Source organism: Caenimonas sedimenti (genome assembly GCF_007833165.1).
Lineage (GTDB): Bacteria > Pseudomonadota > Gammaproteobacteria > Burkholderiales > Burkholderiaceae_C > Ramlibacter > Ramlibacter sedimenti.
Map to the genome: position 1 here is coordinate 107,294 of NZ_VOBQ01000018.1, position 17,139 is coordinate 124,432.

Annotated in this window: 14 protein-coding genes; 7 read left to right on the forward strand and 7 right to left on the reverse strand. The window is 68.1% G+C overall.

Annotated features, from left to right (window positions below; genetic code table 11):
• Nucleotides 1-107: 107 nt before the first annotated feature.
• From FN976_RS22115 to FN976_RS22130, 4 genes are all read right to left on the reverse strand, one after another.
• Entirely contained in the window at nt 108-938 is an 831-nt protein-coding gene (locus FN976_RS22115; RefSeq protein WP_255440709.1) for a FecR family protein, read from the reverse strand.
• Nucleotides 935-1,726 (reverse strand): BPSS1780 family membrane protein, encoded by a 792-nt coding sequence (locus tag FN976_RS22120; RefSeq protein ID WP_145895242.1) that lies wholly within the window; start codon nt 1,724-1,726, stop codon nt 935-937. The genes FN976_RS22115 and FN976_RS22120 overlap by 4 nt, the downstream gene beginning before the upstream one ends.
• 82 nt (nt 1,727-1,808) lie before the next feature.
• Nucleotides 1,809-2,786 carry a homoserine kinase gene (locus FN976_RS22125; protein WP_145895243.1) on the reverse strand — a complete coding sequence of 326 codons (978 nt, stop codon included), beginning with the start codon at nt 2,784-2,786 and terminating at the stop codon, nt 1,809-1,811.
• Nucleotides 2,786-3,109 carry a hypothetical protein gene (locus FN976_RS22130; RefSeq protein WP_145895244.1) on the reverse strand — a complete coding sequence of 108 codons (324 nt, stop codon included), beginning with the start codon at nt 3,107-3,109 and terminating at the stop codon, nt 2,786-2,788. The genes FN976_RS22125 and FN976_RS22130 overlap by 1 nt, the downstream gene beginning before the upstream one ends.
• A gap of 34 nt (nt 3,110-3,143) precedes the next feature.
• Between FN976_RS22130 and polA the strand changes: the two genes are divergently transcribed.
• The 6 genes from polA (at nt 3,144) to FN976_RS22160 (ending at nt 10,641) form a co-directional block, all read left to right on the forward strand.
• Complete coding sequence (gene polA / locus FN976_RS22135) at nt 3,144-5,972, forward strand: DNA polymerase I (protein ID WP_432417885.1); 2,829 nt, start codon at nt 3,144-3,146, stop codon at nt 5,970-5,972.
• Between the two features lie 646 nt (nt 5,973-6,618).
• Nucleotides 6,619-6,906: a hypothetical protein gene (locus FN976_RS22140; protein ID WP_186511093.1), complete on the forward strand. Its 288-nt coding sequence runs from the start codon at nt 6,619-6,621 to the stop codon at nt 6,904-6,906.
• Entirely contained in the window at nt 6,903-8,324 is a 1,422-nt protein-coding gene (locus tag FN976_RS22145; RefSeq protein WP_145895245.1) for a TolC family protein, read from the forward strand. Before FN976_RS22140 ends, FN976_RS22145 begins: the two co-directional genes overlap by 4 nt.
• 11 nt (nt 8,325-8,335) lie before the next feature.
• The gene (locus tag FN976_RS22150) at nt 8,336-9,751 is read left to right on the forward strand and encodes a multicopper oxidase family protein (protein ID WP_145895246.1); all 1,416 of its coding nucleotides are present in this window, start codon (nt 8,336-8,338) and stop codon (nt 9,749-9,751) included.
• Between the two features lie 36 nt (nt 9,752-9,787).
• Nucleotides 9,788-10,285 (forward strand): cupredoxin domain-containing protein, encoded by a 498-nt coding sequence (locus tag FN976_RS22155; protein ID WP_145895247.1) that lies wholly within the window; start codon nt 9,788-9,790, stop codon nt 10,283-10,285.
• A 29-nt stretch (nt 10,286-10,314) separates the two neighbouring features.
• On the forward strand, nt 10,315-10,641 hold the full coding sequence (locus FN976_RS22160; protein ID WP_145895248.1) for a copper-binding protein: 327 nt from the start codon (nt 10,315-10,317) through the stop codon (nt 10,639-10,641).
• A 52-nt stretch (nt 10,642-10,693) separates the two neighbouring features.
• Here FN976_RS22160 and FN976_RS29655 read toward each other — a convergent pair whose 3' ends face one another.
• Together FN976_RS29655 and FN976_RS22170 are read right to left on the reverse strand one after the other, a co-directional pair.
• Nucleotides 10,694-11,770 carry an adenylate/guanylate cyclase domain-containing protein gene (locus FN976_RS29655; protein ID WP_145895249.1) on the reverse strand — a complete coding sequence of 359 codons (1,077 nt, stop codon included), beginning with the start codon at nt 11,768-11,770 and terminating at the stop codon, nt 10,694-10,696.
• Entirely contained in the window at nt 11,771-14,752 is a 2,982-nt protein-coding gene (locus FN976_RS22170) for a response regulator (RefSeq protein ID WP_145895250.1), read from the reverse strand.
• A gap of 72 nt (nt 14,753-14,824) precedes the next feature.
• On the opposite strand from FN976_RS22170, the gene FN976_RS22175 reads away from it, so the two are divergent.
• The gene (locus tag FN976_RS22175; protein WP_255440712.1) at nt 14,825-16,258 is read left to right on the forward strand and encodes a xanthine dehydrogenase family protein molybdopterin-binding subunit; all 1,434 of its coding nucleotides are present in this window, start codon (nt 14,825-14,827) and stop codon (nt 16,256-16,258) included.
• A 36-nt stretch (nt 16,259-16,294) separates the two neighbouring features.
• On the opposite strand, the gene FN976_RS22180 is transcribed toward FN976_RS22175, so the two are convergent.
• Nucleotides 16,295-17,128 carry an aldo/keto reductase gene (locus FN976_RS22180; RefSeq protein WP_145895251.1) on the reverse strand — a complete coding sequence of 278 codons (834 nt, stop codon included), beginning with the start codon at nt 17,126-17,128 and terminating at the stop codon, nt 16,295-16,297.
• Nucleotides 17,129-17,139: the final 11 nt, after the last annotated feature.

The following is a 17,139-nucleotide window of genomic DNA, read 5'->3' on the forward strand; positions in this document are numbered from 1 at the left end:
AGTGGAGTTAACCGATCGGGCAGTCCGCCCGGGCGCGGCTTTGCCCGCGACGATGCAGAGAGACGGAAAGCCCTGGATTCCCGCCCCCGCGGGAATGACGGGATGAGTTACCGATACGCCCCAGTCGGCGACGCCCCATAACCACCGCCACTGCTCGCAGGCGCCGCACCAGCCGCAGGAGCCCCCCCCGCTGCCGGCTTGGCCGCCCCATAGCCGCTGCCACCACCCGCATCCGAAGCCTTCTGCCCCTTGCGCCCCGTGATCTGCCAGGCCGTGCGCTGGTCCACCAGCTGTGCCAGCATCTCCAGCTCTTCGTCGGTGTGGTTGATCGGGGGGGCCGCGGTCAGCAGTTTGCCGTCCTTGGGTTGCGCTTCGCCCCAGTACGACTGGTGGTATTCCGCGCGCGACAGGTCGCGTTCGCGGCCGGCCGAGACGTCGACCACCCCATAGCAGTTGCAGAAGTAGCTGCGTGAGTCCTGCTCCGGAAACACTTCGGTGTAGACGCCCGTGCCGCGGATGCCGGCGGTCAGCGTGGGCGTGATGATCTGGCGGCTGGTGCCCCGGCCCCAGACGCTGGCCACGGCGCCGGTGACCATCCGCAGCACGCTCACCGTGTTCAGCGTTTCGCCGCGTTCCACCGTGATGCGCGAGTTCTGCCGCACCAGGAAGGACGCATTGCCGACGACGAACACCAGGTTCGAACCCGGGCCGGTCTCGATGCGGTCGCCGGTCTGGATGACGGAGGCGGCGCGCAGGGGCTGGCCGTTCAGTTGTGCGTCGCCCTTCAGTTCGACGATGTTGCTGCGCTGCTGCGCGAGGGCCGCGCCGAAGCCGCCCATCGCCACGAAGGCGGCCGCGCCCTGCAGGAAGCTGCGCCGGCGGAACCAGAAGACTTCCTCCTCGGTGCGTCCCTGAAGCATGTGTCGTTCATTGCTCACGTCGTCTCTCCTGCGGGCGGGCCCGGTTCATCGTTGTCGTCGGTTGCGAGGAAGCTGTCACGGAAGGTGAAATACATGGAGGTGGAGAACATCGCCACCAGCAGCAGCACGGTCGGCATCATCACGCTGCGCGCCACGGCCAGGCCGCCGAACATGAGGCCGATCGAGCTCAGCACGAACCCCACGCCCAGGAACAGCCCGAGCCAGGTGATGCCGTAGATCAGCAGCGCGCCGAAGTTGCGGAAGCACGCCACGGCGCTGAAGAACAGGCTCTTGACCGGCGGCACGCCATGCCAGTGCACCAGCGCCGGCGCATGCCAGAACACCAGCAGCAGCGGTGTGTGGAGCGCGAGGATGAACAGCGTGCGGCCGTCGATCTGCGGCGTGGCCTCCGCGCCCGCGGCTGGAGGGGCGGGCACCGGCCCGGCTCCTACCAGCAAGCTGCCGATCAAGGTGGCCAGCAGCGAACCACCGGTGTACAGCAAGCCCAGCACCAGCATGGCGCGGGCCTGCTGGCGCCCCGCCCGAAACGCGCTGATCAGGACCGAGGGCATCGGGAAGCGTCCCTTGGCGGCCTCGGCGGTGGCCGCCATCAGGCCCAGCGTCGCCGCGGGCACCAGCATGCCGGCCAGCAAAGGCCCGAGCACGGGCACCTGCGACACCACGAGCACGGCGGCCATGTACATGAAGAACAGGCCGGCCAGCGCGAGCGGCTGCTTGAGGAAGGTCTGGACGCCGGATTTGACCCATTGGATGCCGGTGCGAGCCGGGACGATGTTGAGTTTCACAAACAGATACGCAGCATGGGTCGGTTTTGGAGGCGCCTTCTGACGACGGCGGGGCGGATCAGTGGGTGTCCGCGTGACAAATTTAACGCAACGCGGGCAAGCTGACGGCCGGCGCACGCACCCGCTGGCGCAGGACGCGCTCGAAATGGGCGGGGTCGTGGGCCTGCAGGAGGGCCGCCTCGCGCGGCAGGTGGAAGTCCCAGAGGCGCGAAATCCAGAAGCGCAAGGCGCCTGCGCGCAGCATGGCGGGCAGCAGCTGGCGCTCGGCGGCGGCCAGCGGGCGCACGCCGGCGTAGGCGCGCAGGAAGGCGTCGGCGCGGTCGGGCACGTGCGCGCCGGTGGGCAGGTCGACGCACCAGTCGTTCAGGCACACCGCGATGTCGAACAGCCAGGTGTCGGTGCCGGCGAAATAGAAGTCGAAGAAGCCGGTGAGCTCCCCGGCTTCGAACATCACGTTGTCCCGGAACAGGTCGGCATGCACGGGGCCGGTGGGCAGTGCCGCATGAGCGGAACTGCCGGCCACATGGTTCTGGAAAGCCAGTTCCCCGCGCAGCAGCTGCGCCTGCGATTCATTCACGTGGGGCAGCACCACGGGGACCGTCTCGTTCCACCACGGGAGGCCGCGCAGGTTCGGCTGGCGGCGGTCGTAGTCGCGGCCGGCCAGGTGCATGCGAGCCAGCATGGCGCCGACGGCGGCGCAATGCGAGGCGAGCGGCGCGAGTTCGCTCTTGCCGCGCAGCTTGTTCACCACGGCGGCGGGCTTGCCGCAGACCGTGTGCAGGATGTCGCCGTTCGCGTCGGGCTGCGGGTCGGGCACCGGGATGCCGCGCTGCGCCAGGTGCTTCATCAGGTGCAGGTAGAACGGCAGCTGTTCCGGCCCGAGACGCTCGAACAGCGTGAGCACGTACTCGTGCGGCGTGCCGTCGCGCTCGGTGGTGGCGAAGTAGTTGGTGTTCTCGATGCCGCCCTGGATGCCGCGCAGCTCGCGCAGCTCACCCAGTTTCAGCGTGTGCAGCAGCGCACGCGCCTCGTCTTCGGAGACCTCGGTGAAGACGGCCATCAGAAGTTGAGCACGTTCCAGACGCGCTGGCGGCCGCCACTGCCGGACAGGCCTTCCCGGCCGTCGCCCGGACGGTTGCGCGCGAGGTCGTTCGGTTGCATCTCGTAGGCGGGCAGGGCGCCGCGCGGCTGCACCGTGACGCTCTGCGTCTGGCCGCCGACCCGGACCTCTTCCACGCGGCTGCCTTCGTCCTCGATGACGATCCGTTCGATCTTCTGGTTGAGGCGGGGATCGGCCGGCGCGGACTCCTGCACCAGCGCGGCCTGCGCCAGGGCGCCGCCGGCGGCAACAACCGATGTCAGGAGCAGCAGGGTGGAGCGCATGGCTGGATTGTAGGGCGCAGGCACAATCCCGGCCATGAGCGAAGACAGTCCGCAAGTCCCCTTGCCCGAACCCAAAGTCCTGCTGCTGGTGGACGGCTCCAGCTACCTCTACCGCGCCTTCCACGCCATGCCCGACCTGCGGGCGGTGCCCGGCGACCCCACGAGCCCGGCCACGGGGGCCATCCGCGGCATGATCAACATGATGCAGAAGCTGCGCAAGGACGTGCGCGCCGACTACGCCGCGTGCGTGTTCGACGCGCCCGGCAAGACCTTCCGCGACGACCTGTATCCCGACTACAAGGCGACGCGCTCGCCCATGCCGCCGGACCTGCGTTCGCAGATCGACGCGATCCACGAGGTGGTCCGCCTCATGGGCTGGAAAGTGCTGAGCGTGCCCGGCGTGGAAGCCGACGACGTCATCGGCACCTTGTCCTGCGTGGCGACGGAGCAGGGGGTGCACACGGTCATCTCCAGCGGCGACAAGGACCTGTCGCAACTGGTGAACGACCACGTGGTGGTGATCGACACCATGAACGACCGCCGGCGCGATGCCGCCGGCGTGGAGGCCGAGTTCGGCGTGCCGCCGCGGCTGATGGTCGACTACCAGACGCTCGTGGGTGACACGGTCGACAACGTGCCGGGCGTCGACAAGGTCGGCCCCAAGACGGCGGTGAAGCTGCTGACCGAATACGGCTCGCTCGACAATCTGGTCGCCAACGCCGACAAGGTGAAAGGCGCGGTCGGCGAGAACCTGCGCAAGGCGCTGGACTGGATCCCGCAGGGGCGCGCCCTGGTGACCATCCGCAAGGATTGCGACCTGAAGGACCACATCCCGGGCATCCCCGACCTGGCGGACATCGTCATCGGCGGCCAGCAGGTGGAGGAGCTCAAGGCGTTCTACGACCGCTACGGCTTCAAGGGCCTGGTGAAGCAGCTGGAAACCCACGACGTGCCGCCGGAGCTGCTGGAGGAACACCGCAGCAAGAAGCGGGTCGGCGCGGGCCCCGGCCCCGGCGGGCTGTTCGAGGAGCCGGACCTCTCCGGCCTGTCGCAGGCCACCAACCTGCAGTACGACACCATCTTCACCTGGGAAGAATTCGAACCATGGCTCGCGCGCATCGAGGCGGCGGAGCTGGTGGCGCTGGACACCGAAACCGATTCGCTCGACGAGATGCTGGCCACCATCGTGGGCCTGTCCTTCAGCACCGAGCCTGGGATCGCCTGCTACATCCCGCTCACCCACGACTACCAGGGCGCGCCCGACCAGTTGCCGCGCGACGAAGTGCTGGCGCGCCTGAAGCCCTGGCTGGAGAACGGCGAGAAGAAGAAGCTCGGCCAGCACGTCAAGTACGACCGCCACGTGTTCGCCAACCACGGCATCGAAGTGCAGGGCTACCTGCACGACACCATGCTGCAAAGCTACGTGCTGGAAGTGCACAAGCCGCACGGCCTGGCCAGCCTGGCCGAGCGCCACCTGGGCCGCGCCGGCATCGACTACGAAACCATCGCCGGCAAGGGCGCGCACCAGATCCGCTTCAACCAGGTCCCGATCGAGAAGGCCGCGGAGTACTCCTGCGAGGACTCCGACCAGACGCTCGACGTGCACCTGGCCCTGTGGCCCAAGCTGGAGCGCGACAGCAAGCTGCGCTTCATCTACGACCTGGAGATGCGCAGCAGCGAGGCGCTGTACCGCGTCGAGCGCAATGGGGTGCTGATCGACGCCGCGTCGCTGGCGCAGCAAAGCCATGAACTGGGCAACCGCATGATGGCGCTGGAGCAGGAGGCGCACGACCTCGCCGGCCAGCCCTTCAACCTGGGCAGCCCCAAGCAGATCGGCGAGATCCTGTTCGGGAAGCTGGGGCTGCCGGTGAAGCGCAAGACGGCCAGCGGCGCACCGAGCACCGACGAGGAAGTGCTGGTCGAACTGGCTGAGGACTATCCGCTGCCCGCCAAGCTGCTGGAGCATCGCAGCCTGTCGAAGCTGAAGGGCACCTACACCGACAAGCTGGCGCAGATGGCGCACCCGCGCACGGGGCGCGTCCACACCCACTACGCGCAGGCGGTGGCCGTGACGGGGCGCTTGTCGAGCAACGACCCCAACCTGCAGAACATCCCGGTGCGGACGGTCGAGGGCCGCCGCGTGCGCGAAGCCTTCATCGCGCCGCCCGGGCACTTCATCGCCAGCGCCGACTACAGCCAGATCGAGCTGCGCATCATGGCGCACATCAGCGAGGACGAAGCCCTGCAGCGGGCCTTCCGCGAGAACATCGACGTGCACCGCGCGACGGCGGCCGAGGTGTTCGGCGTCGCGCTGGAGGAAGTGTCGAGCGAGCAGCGGCGCTATGCCAAGGTCATCAACTTCGGCCTGATCTACGGCATGAGCGCCTTCGGGCTGGCGCGCAACCTGGGCATCGAGAGCGCGGCGGCCAAGAGCTACATCCAGCGCTATTTCGAGCGCTATCCGGGCGTGAAGACCTACATGGATGAGACGCGGCTGTCGGCCAAGGCGCGCGGCTACGTGGAAACCGTGTTCGGCCGCCGCCTCTACCTGCCCGAGATCAATTCACCGAACGGCCCGCGCCGCGGCGGCGCCGAGCGCCAGGCCATCAACGCGCCCATGCAGGGCACGGCGGCCGACCTGATCAAGCTCTCGATGGTCAAGGTGCAGGACGTGCTGGACCAGCAGCAGCGCAAGACGAAGATGATCATGCAGGTGCACGATGAACTGGTGTTCGAGGTGCCCGGGGATGAAGTCGAGTGGGTGCGGACCGAGATCCCGCGCCTGATGGCGGGCGTGGCGGAGCTGCGCGTGCCGCTGCTGGCGGAGATCGGGGTGGGGCCGAACTGGGAGAAGGCGCACTGAGGGTGCGACGCGCGCACGGGTTCCTCATGCCGCCGAGGTTGCCAAGCCATCCCCGGAGCGCTAGCATGCGAAGTTCAATGGTGCGCCTCCGCCTTTTCATTGCATGCCTCCTCATGGCCGCGCTTCCCCTGCAGGGGATGGCGGCTGCGTCGATGCTGTTTTGCGGGTCGCAGGCGGCGCAGCGAATGGCGCAGGCCGCGTCCCATCCAGGGCACCATGCAGCGCCCGAGATGGGGGGCCTCGACCACGCCTCGCACGGCCACGGCGCCGACCACAGCCTCCATGAGCACGCCGCGCCCGCCTCGGACGCATCGTCCAGCCATTCCGGAGACGATGGCTCGATGCAGAGCCACTCATGCCCGGTCTGCGCCTCGTGCTCCCAAGCGCAGGCCGTCGGTGGATTCGACTCGCTCCCGCTCGCGTCGCCCGCACCCTCTGCGGCGCCGACGCAACCACATGCCCGCGTCTCCACGCGGGCGCTGACCCTCCCAGACAAGCCGCCTCGCGGCTGAGCCCCGCGCGCCGCCCGGTCTGGTGCCGGGCGTGCCGCCGCATTTTTCCGACCCGACCCTGCTCGCGCTCCGCGCGACGCAGGCGCGCGCAACGAATCACGCGAGGCTCCATGAGAGATAGAACGAGAACCATTTTGGCGGCCGCGGCCATCGCTGCCGCGAGCATTCCCTTGGGGGCGCAGCCTGCGCCAGCCGACGCGCCGGGCTACCAGTCGGCCTTTGACGGCTACCGTCCCTTCGAAGCAGGCGAAGTCCAGGACTGGCGCAAGTCGAACGACACCGTCCGCGAGATCGGTGGTTGGCGCGCATACGCCCGCGAGATCCACGGCGCGCAGCCGGCGCCGACGGCCGGACAGAGCCCATCGGGTGCTGCGCCGTCTCCGTCGAAGCCTGGCAACCCCCACCAGGGACATCAACGATGAAGCGGACCTTCAAGCTAGCCGCGGCCGGGGTCGCCGTCGCCCTGGCCGGCTGCGCCGCGCCAGACATGGAAGCAGCCGTCAGCGAAGCCAATGCGCTGGCCGGTCCTGTTTCCGGCCGCGCGAAAGCCGAGCTTCAACGCGATGTCACACAGCGTGAGGAGGCCGCCAGGCTCGCCTCAGAACTGCTATCAAAGCCGCTCACCGCTGACGGGGCCACCCAGCTGGCCCTTGCCAACAGCCCGGCGTTCCAGGCCGCTCTCGCCGACAGCTGGGGGGAGCTTGCGCAGGCCAGGCAGCGGGGGCTCCCGGGAGGCGTCGCCTTTTCGTTCGAACGCCTGCGCGAAGGCGCCGACCTCGAGCTCGGGCGCCTGCTCTCCGTCGGCCTCTTCGAGCTGATCACTTTGCCGCAGCGTGCGCGCGTCTCCCAGATCCAATCCGAGCAGGCGCGCATCAGGATGGCCGGGGCCATCGTCGACCAGGCGGCGAACGCGAGGCAGGCCTGGGTGCGGGCCGTGGCGGCTCGCGAGGTCGAGGTCTACGCCGTCCAGGTGAAAGAGGCGGCCGAGGCGAGCGCGGAGCTCGCGCGGCGCATGCAGCAGGTGGGCAACTTCACCAGGCTGCAGGCGGCCCGCCAGCACTTGTTCTACGCGGACGCCACGTCGCGGCTCGCGACGGCGCGCCAGGCCGCGGTGTCTTCGCGCGAGGCGCTTGCGAGGCAACTGGGCCTGACCGGCGCGCAGGCCCGCGACTTGAAGCTGCCCGAGCGGCTGCCGGACTTGCCCAAGGCTCCGAAGGGGCCCGAGGAGGTCTCGAAGGCTTTGGCGTCCCAGCGCCTGGACGCGCGCCTGGCACGCCTCGAGCTCGAAGCTGCCGGGCGCTCCCGTGGCGTCGACCTGGCGTCGAGCCTTCTGGACGTGGAGCTCGGGGCCAGGCGCGACACGCGCTTCGAGGGCAATGGAGGGAGATCGACCACGAGGGGCTGGGAGCTGGAGTTGCGCCTGCCGGTTTTCGACTGGGGATCGACTCGAAGCGCCGCGCTCGATGCGAGGAGCCTCGCGGCCGCGAACCGCTATGAGGCCGTCACGCGCGCCGCGAGCTCGCAGGCGCGCGAGAGCTATTCGGCGTATCGCACCGCCTTCGACCAGGCGAAGCACCAGCGCGACGAGATGGTGCCGCTGCGCAAGACCATTTCCGAGGAGAACGTGCTTCGCTACAACGGGATGCTGATCGGCGTCTTCGAACTCCTTGCCGACGCTCGTGACCAGGTGTCGGGCGTGATCTCCGCCATCGAGGCGCAGCGCGACTTCTGGCTCGCCGACGCTTCGCTCTCCGCCACATTGATCGGCCGGCCCGTCGCGGGCGCGGCCGCGAGCGCCACCTCGGCGGGAGGCGCCGCCTCCCCCGAGGCGGGCCATTGAGGGAGAAACCCATGAACCAGAACAGCAGAAGACGTTTTCTCACGGGCATGGGCGCGATCGCTGGGGCGGTGAGCGCGACGAGCGTGAACAAGGTGGCCATGGCCGCGTTGCCCGAGCCCGTCCTTCAGACCAGGCCCGACACCGCGGCCCCCCTCGTGCCGAACACGGGCCGCGCCTACAACCCGGTCGTGACGCTCAACGGGTGGACCGCGCCCTGGCGCATGAATCAAGGAGTGAAGGAATTCCACCTGGTGGCCGAACCCGTCGTCCGCGAGATGGCGCCGGGTTTCAAGGCGCACCTGTGGGGTTACAACGGCCAGTCCCCGGGCCCCACCATGGAAGTGGTCGAGGGTGACCGCGTGCGTGTCTTCGTCACCAACAAGCTTCCCGAGCACACCAGCATCCACTGGCACGGGCAGCGGCTCCCCAATGGGATGGACGGCGTCAGCGGGCTCACGCAGAAGTCGATCCAGCCTGGCAAGACCTTCGTCTACGAGTTCACGGCTCGCCGGCCTGGTACCTTCATGTATCACCCGCACGCGGACGAGATGACGCAGATGGCGATGGGGATGATGGGCTTCTGGGTCACGCACCCGAAGGCCAAGCACCCGCTCATCGAGGAGGTCGACCGCGACTTCGTGTTCCTGCTCAACGCCTACGACATCGAGCCGGGGTCCTACACGCCCAAGATCATGACGATGCTCGACTTCAATCTGTGGACCTTCAACAGCAGGATCTTCCCGGGCATCGACTCGATGAACGTGCGGCACGGGGACAAGGTGCGCATCAGGGTGGGGAACCTCACGATGACCAATCATCCCATGCACATCCACGGCCACGAGTTCTTCGTGACGGGCACCGACGGTGGCCCCACGCCCAAGGGCTCGCGCTGGCCGGAAGTCTCCGCCGACGTCGCCGTGGGGCAGATGCGGCAACTCGAGTTCCTGGCCGACGAGGAGGGGGACTGGGCGTTCCACTGCCACAAGTCGCACCACACCATGAATGCCATGGGCCACGACGTGCCGACGATGATCGGCGTGGACCACCGGGATGTCGCCAGGAAGATCGCCAAGCTCGTGCCCGACTACATGGTCATGGGGGAGCGGGGCATGGCCGACATGGGCGAGATGGAAATGGCACTGCCCGACAACACGGCTCCCATGATGACCGGCCAAGGCCCCTTCGGTGGCATCGAGATGGGCGGCATGTTCACCACCGTGAAGGTTCGGCGCGAACAGAAGCGCGGCGACTACTCGGACCCGGGGTGGTTCAAGCACCCGGCCGGCACTGTCGCCTATGAGTTCACGGGTCAGCTGCCCACACCCGCGCGTGCGAGTTCTGTCACCCCTTCCGCGGCGGCGGCGCCCGCGGCGAAGGGGGTCGAAGTGCGTGTCCGCAAACCCGCGTCCGGTCACAGTGGCCATTGAACAAGGAGAAATCATGAACACCACCAGGAGGCGCGCATGAGATTCGTCAGACATCTGTTGCTGGCGGCAGCGATCGGAACGATCGGTGCCGGCGCCGTGGCGCACGAGAAGGACGCCGCCAGCAGGAACGCGGCCGCAACCAGGAAGGAGCAGATGCCCTGGGGCATTGCCGGGAACGCGAAGGCGGCCCGGCGCACGATCGAGATCGCGATGAGCGACGACATGCGCTTCACGCCCTCGAACATCGAGGTGAGGCAGGGCGAGACGGTCAAGTTCGTCGTGCGCAACAAGGGCAAGGTCTTGCATGAAATGGTCATCGGCGACAAGAAAACCCTCGACGAGCACGCCGCGCTGATGGCCAGGTTCCCGGGCATGGAGCACGATGAGCCCTACATGGCCCACGTTGCCGCCGGCAAGCAGGGGTCCCTCGTGTGGAACTTCAATCGGCCCGGCGAGTTCGACTTCGCCTGCCTCATCGCCGGCCACTACCAGGCCGGCATGGTCGGGAAGATCAAAGTCTCGCCCGCCAAGTGATCCGGGTTCGTCAATCCAAGGAGTCCTCCATGAAAAATTCTCTCCTGACCATCCTGGCAGCCGCCATGTGCTTCGCCGCTGGCCCGTCCATCGCGCAACCAGCGACGCCGGCACCCGCGCAGTCCGCGCAGGTGCAGCTCACCGACGCCGAAGTCCGCAAGGTCGACAAGTCGGCGGGAAAGATCACCTTGAAGCACGGCGAGATCAAGAGCCTCGACATGCCTCCGATGACGATGGTGTTCGGCGTGAAAGACGCGGCCATGCTGGACCAGGTGAAGGCCGGCGACAAGATCCGCTTCGCGGCGACGAGCCAGGACGGCAAGTTCACGGTGACGGAGATCCAGGCCGCTCAGTGAGCCAGGAGTGGCAACCCGGTGATTCAGGCGCGGGCGCGCGACCTCCGGTCGATCACCGCGCGGGTTCGGCGACCGAATCGGCGAAGTACATCCCGACCAGCCCTTTCCCCTTGGCGTCGAGCTTGCCCCGGTATTCGCAGTTGAACGTGGCCCGCACGAGGTCGTAGGTGTAGGCGGAGATGTTGACGCGGCCGACCTCCCCGGCGCTTTCCATGCGCGCGGCGAGGTTCACCGAGTCGCCCCAGATGTCGAAAGCATATTTGCGCTTGCCGACCACGCCCGAGACGACCGGCCCCGAGTGGATGCCGATGCGCAGATCCCATTTGAAGGCCGCGCTTTCATTCCGCATGGCCATGTACGCGGCCATGCGCAATCCGGCGTGCACGCAGCGCTGGGCGTGGTCGTCGCAGGGCTTGGGCAGGCCGGCCGCTGCCATGTAGGCGTCGCCGATGGTCTTGATCTTCTCCACGCCCAGTTCGTCGCAGATGTCGTCGAAGGCCGCGAAGATGTCGTTCAGTTCGGCGACCATCCGGTTCGCCGGCATCGTCGACGCCGTCTGCGTGAAACCGCTGAAATCCGTGAACAGCACCGAAGCGGATTCGTGACGGACCGGCTTGACCTCGCCGGACGCCGAGAGTTCGTCGGCCACCTCGACGGGCAGGATGTTGTACAGAAGCTCCTGGACGCGCGCGTTGGAAGCGGCGAGCAGCGCGTTCCTGCTCCGCAGCAGGTCGGCCGCGGCCTTCAGGGCCAGTTGGCTGCGCACGCGCGCCAGGACGATGGGCGCGCAGATCGGCTTCGTGATGTAGTCGACGGCGCCCAGGGCTAGGCCCTCTTCCTCGTTCTCGGTCTCCGTCATCGCCGTGACGAAGATGACCGGAATGTCGGCGCTGGCGGGCGCCGCCTTGAGGCGCCGGCACACTTCATAGCCGTCCATGTCCGGCATCATCACGTCCAGCAGGATCAGGTCCGGCGGTGTCGCCGCCGCGATTTCCAGCCCTCGCGCGCCCGAGGGCGCCAGCTTGACGGTGTAGTGCGCATCGAGCAGGTCGCGCATCAGCGAAAGGTTCTGCGGCGTGTCGTCGATGACGAGCACCAGCGGCCGCCTGGACGTCGGGGTGTCTTGCATCTAGGCTCCCAGCTTCGAGTCGGCCATGGCGGCGTTCAGCACGGCGAGTCCGCGCGGCGCGTCGAACTGGTTCACCGCGTCCTGCAATTCAGCGAAGTGATCCGGAAAAGCGGCGGCAAGCAGCGTTGTGTTCTGGCCCACGACACGCTCCGCGTTGCCGTCGTCCGCCGCCAGCAGCACGCGCAACTGCTGGCAGACCGTCTCGAGCCGGTGCGGGTCCCATCCGGTCGGGGCGCCGGCCGGTGCGGCCGACGGCAGCGCTGCCTGGATCGCGGCAATCTGGCGAGCCAGGAGCGTATCGAGTGTGGTGAGCAGCGTGTCGCGGTGGTCGTCATCGGTGGGAAGGGCGGGTTCGAGTGCGGCGGCGGCCTGCTGGAGCTCACCGGCGGCGATGTTGCCGGCCAGGCCCTTCAGAGTATGGATCAACCTGGATGCGGTTGCCACGTCGCCGGCGCGCAGCGCCTTGCGGGTGGCGGTCACGGCATCGCCCTGGGAGGCGGCGAAACTGCGCAACATGCTGTTGTAGCGTTGCGGAATGCCCAGCACGCGGCGCAATCCCACGGCCTGGTCGAGGCCAGGGATCGCGGACGGCAGCCCCTCCTGGGCGTCCGGCACGGCCGCTTCCCTCCCGGCCGTGCGCGCGTCCCGCCGCGGCGCGATCCATTGCAGCAGGACACGAAACAGCACGTCCGGCTCGATGGGCTTGGTGACGAAATCGACCATCCCCGCCTGCATGCATTGCTGGCGGCTCTCGATCATGGCGTTCGCCGTCAGGCCCACGATGGGGACGGCGTTCCAGCGCGGATCGGCGCGGATGATCCGGGTGGCCGCCAGCCCATCCATCACCGGCATCTGCATGTCCATGAGGATCAGGTCATAGGGCTCGCCGGCCGCCTGGAGCATGCTGCACGCGATGCGGCCGTTGTCGGCGATGTCGACGACCAGCCCGGCATCGCGCAGCATCTCACCGGCCACCTGCTGGTTCAGGGCATTGTCTTCGGCCAGCAGGATGCGCGCGCCCTCGATCGCGCGCAAATCTTCAGCCCGCACCTGGGGGACCTCCTGGCCGGGATTCGCAACGCCGCCGAGCAAATCGATCATGGCGTCGAACAGCGGTGACGGCGCCACTGGCTTGCTCAGCAAGGTCAGGATGCCGGCCTGGCGCGCCTGGGCGGCCGCTTCCTCGCGGCCATAGGCCGTGAGCATGGCCATCCGGGGCCGATGGGCCAGTTCCAGCGATTGAAGCCGCCGGGCGGTCTCGATCCCGTCGAGGCCCGGCATCTTCCAGTCGAGCAGGACGATGTCGTAGCCGGCACCCGCGGCATCCGCGCGCGCCACGGACGCCAAAGCAGCCTCGCCGCTGTCGGCCACATCGACCTGGAAGTGCATGGCGGCCAGCATGTCGTGCAACACGACGCGCGCGGAATGCAGATCGTCCACGACGAGGATGCGCCGCTCGCGCACGTCGATTCCGGGGTGCGGCGCGCGTGCGCTGTGGGCCCCGACGGCCAGGCGGGCCGTGAACCAGAAGCGGGAGCCTTCGCCCAGCATGCTCTCGACGCCCACTTCGCCTCCCATTTGCTGGGCCAGGATCTTGGTGAGCGCCAGGCCCAGCCCGGTGCCGCCGTACTTGCGGGTCGTGGAGACATCGGCCTGCTGGAAACTCTGGAACAGCTTGCCGATCTGCTCGGGGCTGAGGCCGATGCCGGTGTCGCGCACCTCGAACCGCAGCAGGACATCGTCGCTGCCGTCATCGAAGCGCCGCACGAGGCGCACCACCAGGTCGATCTCGCCCTGCTCCGTGAACTTGACGGCGTTGCTGACGTAGTTGATCAGCATCTGCGAGAGCCGCAGGGCGTCGCCGCACAGGGCCCCGGGCACGTCCGGCGCGACGTCGAACAGCAATTCCAGACGCTTCGCGCTGGCCTTGTCACTCACGAGGTCGGCCACCTTGGTGAGCAGCTGTTCGAGCCGGAACGGGGCCGTCTCCAGTTCGAGCCGTCCCGCCTCGACCTTGGACAGGTCGAGGATGTCGTTGATGATGGCCAGGAGGTGCTGGCCGGACTGCTGCACCTTGCCGAGATAGTCACGCTGGCGGGCGTCAAGGTCGGTCTTGAGGGCCAGGTAGGTCATCCCGAGGATCGCGTTCATCGGGGTGCGGATCTCGTGGCTCATGTTCGCCAGGAAGTCGCTCTTGTGCTGACTCGCCGACTCGAGCTGGACATTCGCTTCTTCGATCTCGCGAATGAGCAACGCATTCTGCGCCACCACGATCCGCTGTTGCGCGAGCGTTTCGCTCAGTTCGCGGTTGGCCGCTTCCGCGGCGTCCTTCGCCGCTTTCAGTTCGGCGCCGCGCTGCTCGAGCAGGCGGCTTTTCTCGGTGATCTCCCCGTTCTGCTGGCGGATCTGGATCAGGCCATGCAGCACGCGTTTTGCTTGCTGATGCGACAGGAACGCGAAGGTGGTCATGTAGCCGAACAGCACGGTGCTGCTCAGGAGCGAAACACTGAGGCGCGCGTCCGGTTCCAGCTCGAACCCGATGAATGCGCCGGACCCCAGGGCCCCGAGCACGAGCAGGCCGACGCCCCGCGCCGCATGCGCGGGGCCACCGACGCTCAGGCTACCGGAAAGCACGCCCAGTACCAGCGCCATGCTCGGCCAGAGGCTGAACTTGAGCGCGGGCAGCCACAGGCCGATGAACAGGGCATCGAGCATCAGGTTGCGCAATTCGGCGGTTTTCTGCGAACGGCTGCGGCGGGCCAGGAAGTAGCCGATGTGCGGCCAGACGAGGGTGTAGGCCGCCGCCACCGCCAGCCGGAACGGCGTGATGCCGTCCGGGTAGAGGTGCAACATGACGACCAGCAGGTACCCGGGGTACGTCAGGACGCGGGTGAGGTAGGCGACCCTCACCACCGGGTGTGTCGCTGCCTTCGAGACCGGCGCCGCTTCCGTGCTGCCGCTGGGGTCGGTGCCGGCGGTCATGGGCGGCGTTTCCAGATGAGGTTCATCGGGGGATGATGCCCAATGGATCGAGTCTGATCAACCGGGGCGGACGTGCTGACCCGGCAGCAGATGTTCACCTTCGGACACCGGCCCGAGCTCTGGCAGCGCCTACGCCTGGGCGCCCGACGCGACGGCAAGCTCACGGCGCTGATCCACGAGGCGGTGGGCGAAACCTCGCGCGTGGAGGACTTCACGGAGATGGTCACGCGCTGGTCGGGCACGCTTTACCGCTGCGACAACCTGCGCGGCGACTACCGCCTGCTGCCGCTGGACCTGCCGACGCCGCTGGACATGCGCGCGCCCGGGGCGGCCAGCGGCCTGTTCCCGCTGGAGGTGGCCATGGACGAACTGGCGCACGCGCTGGGCATGGACCCGCTGGCGCTGCGCCTGGCCAACGACGCGGAGCGCGCGCCTTCTGGCGACAAGCCGTATTCGAGCAAGAAGCTGCGCGAGTGCTACGAACGGGCGGCGAAACGATTCGGCTGGTCAAAACGCAACCCGCGGCCCCGCAGCACGCGCGAGGGCCACGAACTGGTGGGCTGGGGCATGGCCAGCGGCCAGTGGATCGCCGAGCAGCAGGAAGCACAAGCGCGGGTGGTGTGGCACGCCGATGGCCACGTCGACGTGGAAACGGCGGCCAGCGACATCGGCACGAGGACGTATACGGTGCTGGCGCAAGTGGCGGCGGCCGCGCTTGGCGTGCGCCTGCAGGACGTGCGGGTGCACATCGCCGACACGCGGCTGCCGCGGGCGCCGACCGAGGGCGGCTCGTCGCACGTGGCCAGCGTGGGCTCGGCGGTGGACGGCGCCTGCGAGAAGCTGCGCAAGAAGGCGTGGCAGCTCGCGCGGGCCATCCCTGCGTCCCCGCTGGTGGACAGCAAGCTTTCAGAGGTGGAATTTGCCGGCGGCCAGCTGCGGCTGCGCCAGCAGGACGGCAACGGGCTGTCCGTGCAGGAAGTACTGCTGACCTCGGGCGTGGACCAACTCGAGGCGAGCTTCCACCTCGAGCCCGACGAGGATGAACAGGGACGCTACGAGCGCGCCGTGCACTCGGCGGTGTTCTGCGAGGTGCGGGTGGACGAAGCGATGGGCACCGTGCGGGTCACGCGGGTGGTGAGCGCGGCGGCGTGCGGCCGCATCATCAACGAGCTCACGGCGCGCAGCCAGGTGCTGGGCGGCATCGTCTGGGGCATCGGGCAGGCGCTGCACGAGGCCACCTTGATCGACCAGGCACTCGGCCGCTTCGTGACGGTGGACCTGGCGAACTACCATGTTCCGGTGAATGCGGACATCCACGAACTGGAGGTCATCTTCGTGCCGGAAGACGACCGCATCGTCAGCCGCCTGGGCGCCAAGGGCGTGGGCGAGATCGGCGGGCTTGGCGTCGCCGCCGCGATTTCCAATGCGATCTGGCACGCCACCGGCCGCCGGATCCGCGAACTGCCGATGACGCCCGACAAGGTGATGGCGCCCACCGAGCCTTAGATGAGCCGCGGGCTTGCCGCGGAGCAAGTCGCGACCTCAGATCATCTCGAGGGGCACAGGTCCTTTCGGCGGCGGAAAGAGCGCATCGAGTTCCTGTACCTGGCCCATCGTCAGCGGATGCTCCAGCGCCAGGGCATTGTCCCCGAGCCGCTCGCGGCTTCCGGTCTTGGGAATCGCGATCACCCCGTCCCGCGCCAGCAGCCACGCGATGGCCACTTGCGCTGGCGTCATGCCATGGCTCTTTGCGAACTGCACCAGCCCGCGGTGCCGCAGCAGCCGGCCCTCTTCAAGCGGCGAGTAGGCCATCACGGGGATGTGGCGCTGGTGAAGCCATGGCAGCAGGTCCCATTCGATGCCGCGCCGGCCGAGGTTGTAGAGAACCTGGTCGGTCTGCACCGCCGGGCCGGCGGGAACATCGTGCAGCTCGCGCATCAGCGCGGTGTCGAGATTGCTCACGCCCCAGTGGCGGATCTTGCCGGCACGCCGGAGCGTTTCGAAGGCTTCCACCGTTTCCGCCAGCGGAACGTTGCCGGGCCAGTGCAGCAGGTACAGGTCGATCGCTTCGACGCGCAAGCGCTTGAGGCTGTTGTCGCATGAGGCCTGCATCGAGCGGCGCGACGCGTTGTGCGGATAGACCTTGCTGACGATGAAGACCTCATCGCGCCGGCCTTCGATCGCCTCGCCGACCAGCGCCTCCGAAAGGCCGTCCCCATACATTTCGGCGGTATCGATGAGCGTCAGGCCCAGGTCGATCCCGCGCCGCAGGCAGTCGATTTCTTCCCGCCGGCGGGCCGGGTCGTCGCCGATGCGCCACGTGCCCTGGCCGAGGGCCGCGACCGTTTCGCCACAGGGAAGCGTCACGTGTTTCATGACGCACAGTA

What these genes read in the sequence shown, in the direction of transcription:
- FN976_RS22125 (WP_145895243.1), bottom strand. Translation starts at nt 2,786, where the DNA reads ATGGCCGTCTTCACCGAGGTCTCCGAAGACGAGGCGCGTGCGCTGCTG.
- FN976_RS22130 (WP_145895244.1), bottom strand. Translation starts at nt 3,109, where the DNA reads ATGCGCTCCACCCTGCTGCTCCTGACATCGGTTGTTGCCGCCGGCGGC.
- polA (WP_432417885.1), top strand. Translation starts at nt 3,144, where the DNA reads ATGAGCGAAGACAGTCCGCAAGTCCCCTTGCCCGAACCCAAAGTCCTG.
- FN976_RS22145 (WP_145895245.1), top strand. Translation starts at nt 6,903, where the DNA reads ATGAAGCGGACCTTCAAGCTAGCCGCGGCCGGGGTCGCCGTCGCCCTG.
- FN976_RS22150 (WP_145895246.1), top strand. Translation starts at nt 8,336, where the DNA reads ATGAACCAGAACAGCAGAAGACGTTTTCTCACGGGCATGGGCGCGATC.
- FN976_RS22155 (WP_145895247.1), top strand. Translation starts at nt 9,788, where the DNA reads ATGAGATTCGTCAGACATCTGTTGCTGGCGGCAGCGATCGGAACGATC.
- FN976_RS22160 (WP_145895248.1), top strand. Translation starts at nt 10,315, where the DNA reads ATGAAAAATTCTCTCCTGACCATCCTGGCAGCCGCCATGTGCTTCGCC.
- FN976_RS29655 (WP_145895249.1), bottom strand. Translation starts at nt 11,770, where the DNA reads ATGCAAGACACCCCGACGTCCAGGCGGCCGCTGGTGCTCGTCATCGAC.
- FN976_RS22170 (WP_145895250.1), bottom strand. Translation starts at nt 14,752, where the DNA reads ATGACCGCCGGCACCGACCCCAGCGGCAGCACGGAAGCGGCGCCGGTC.
- FN976_RS22180 (WP_145895251.1), bottom strand. Translation starts at nt 17,128, where the DNA reads ATGAAACACGTGACGCTTCCCTGTGGCGAAACGGTCGCGGCCCTCGGC.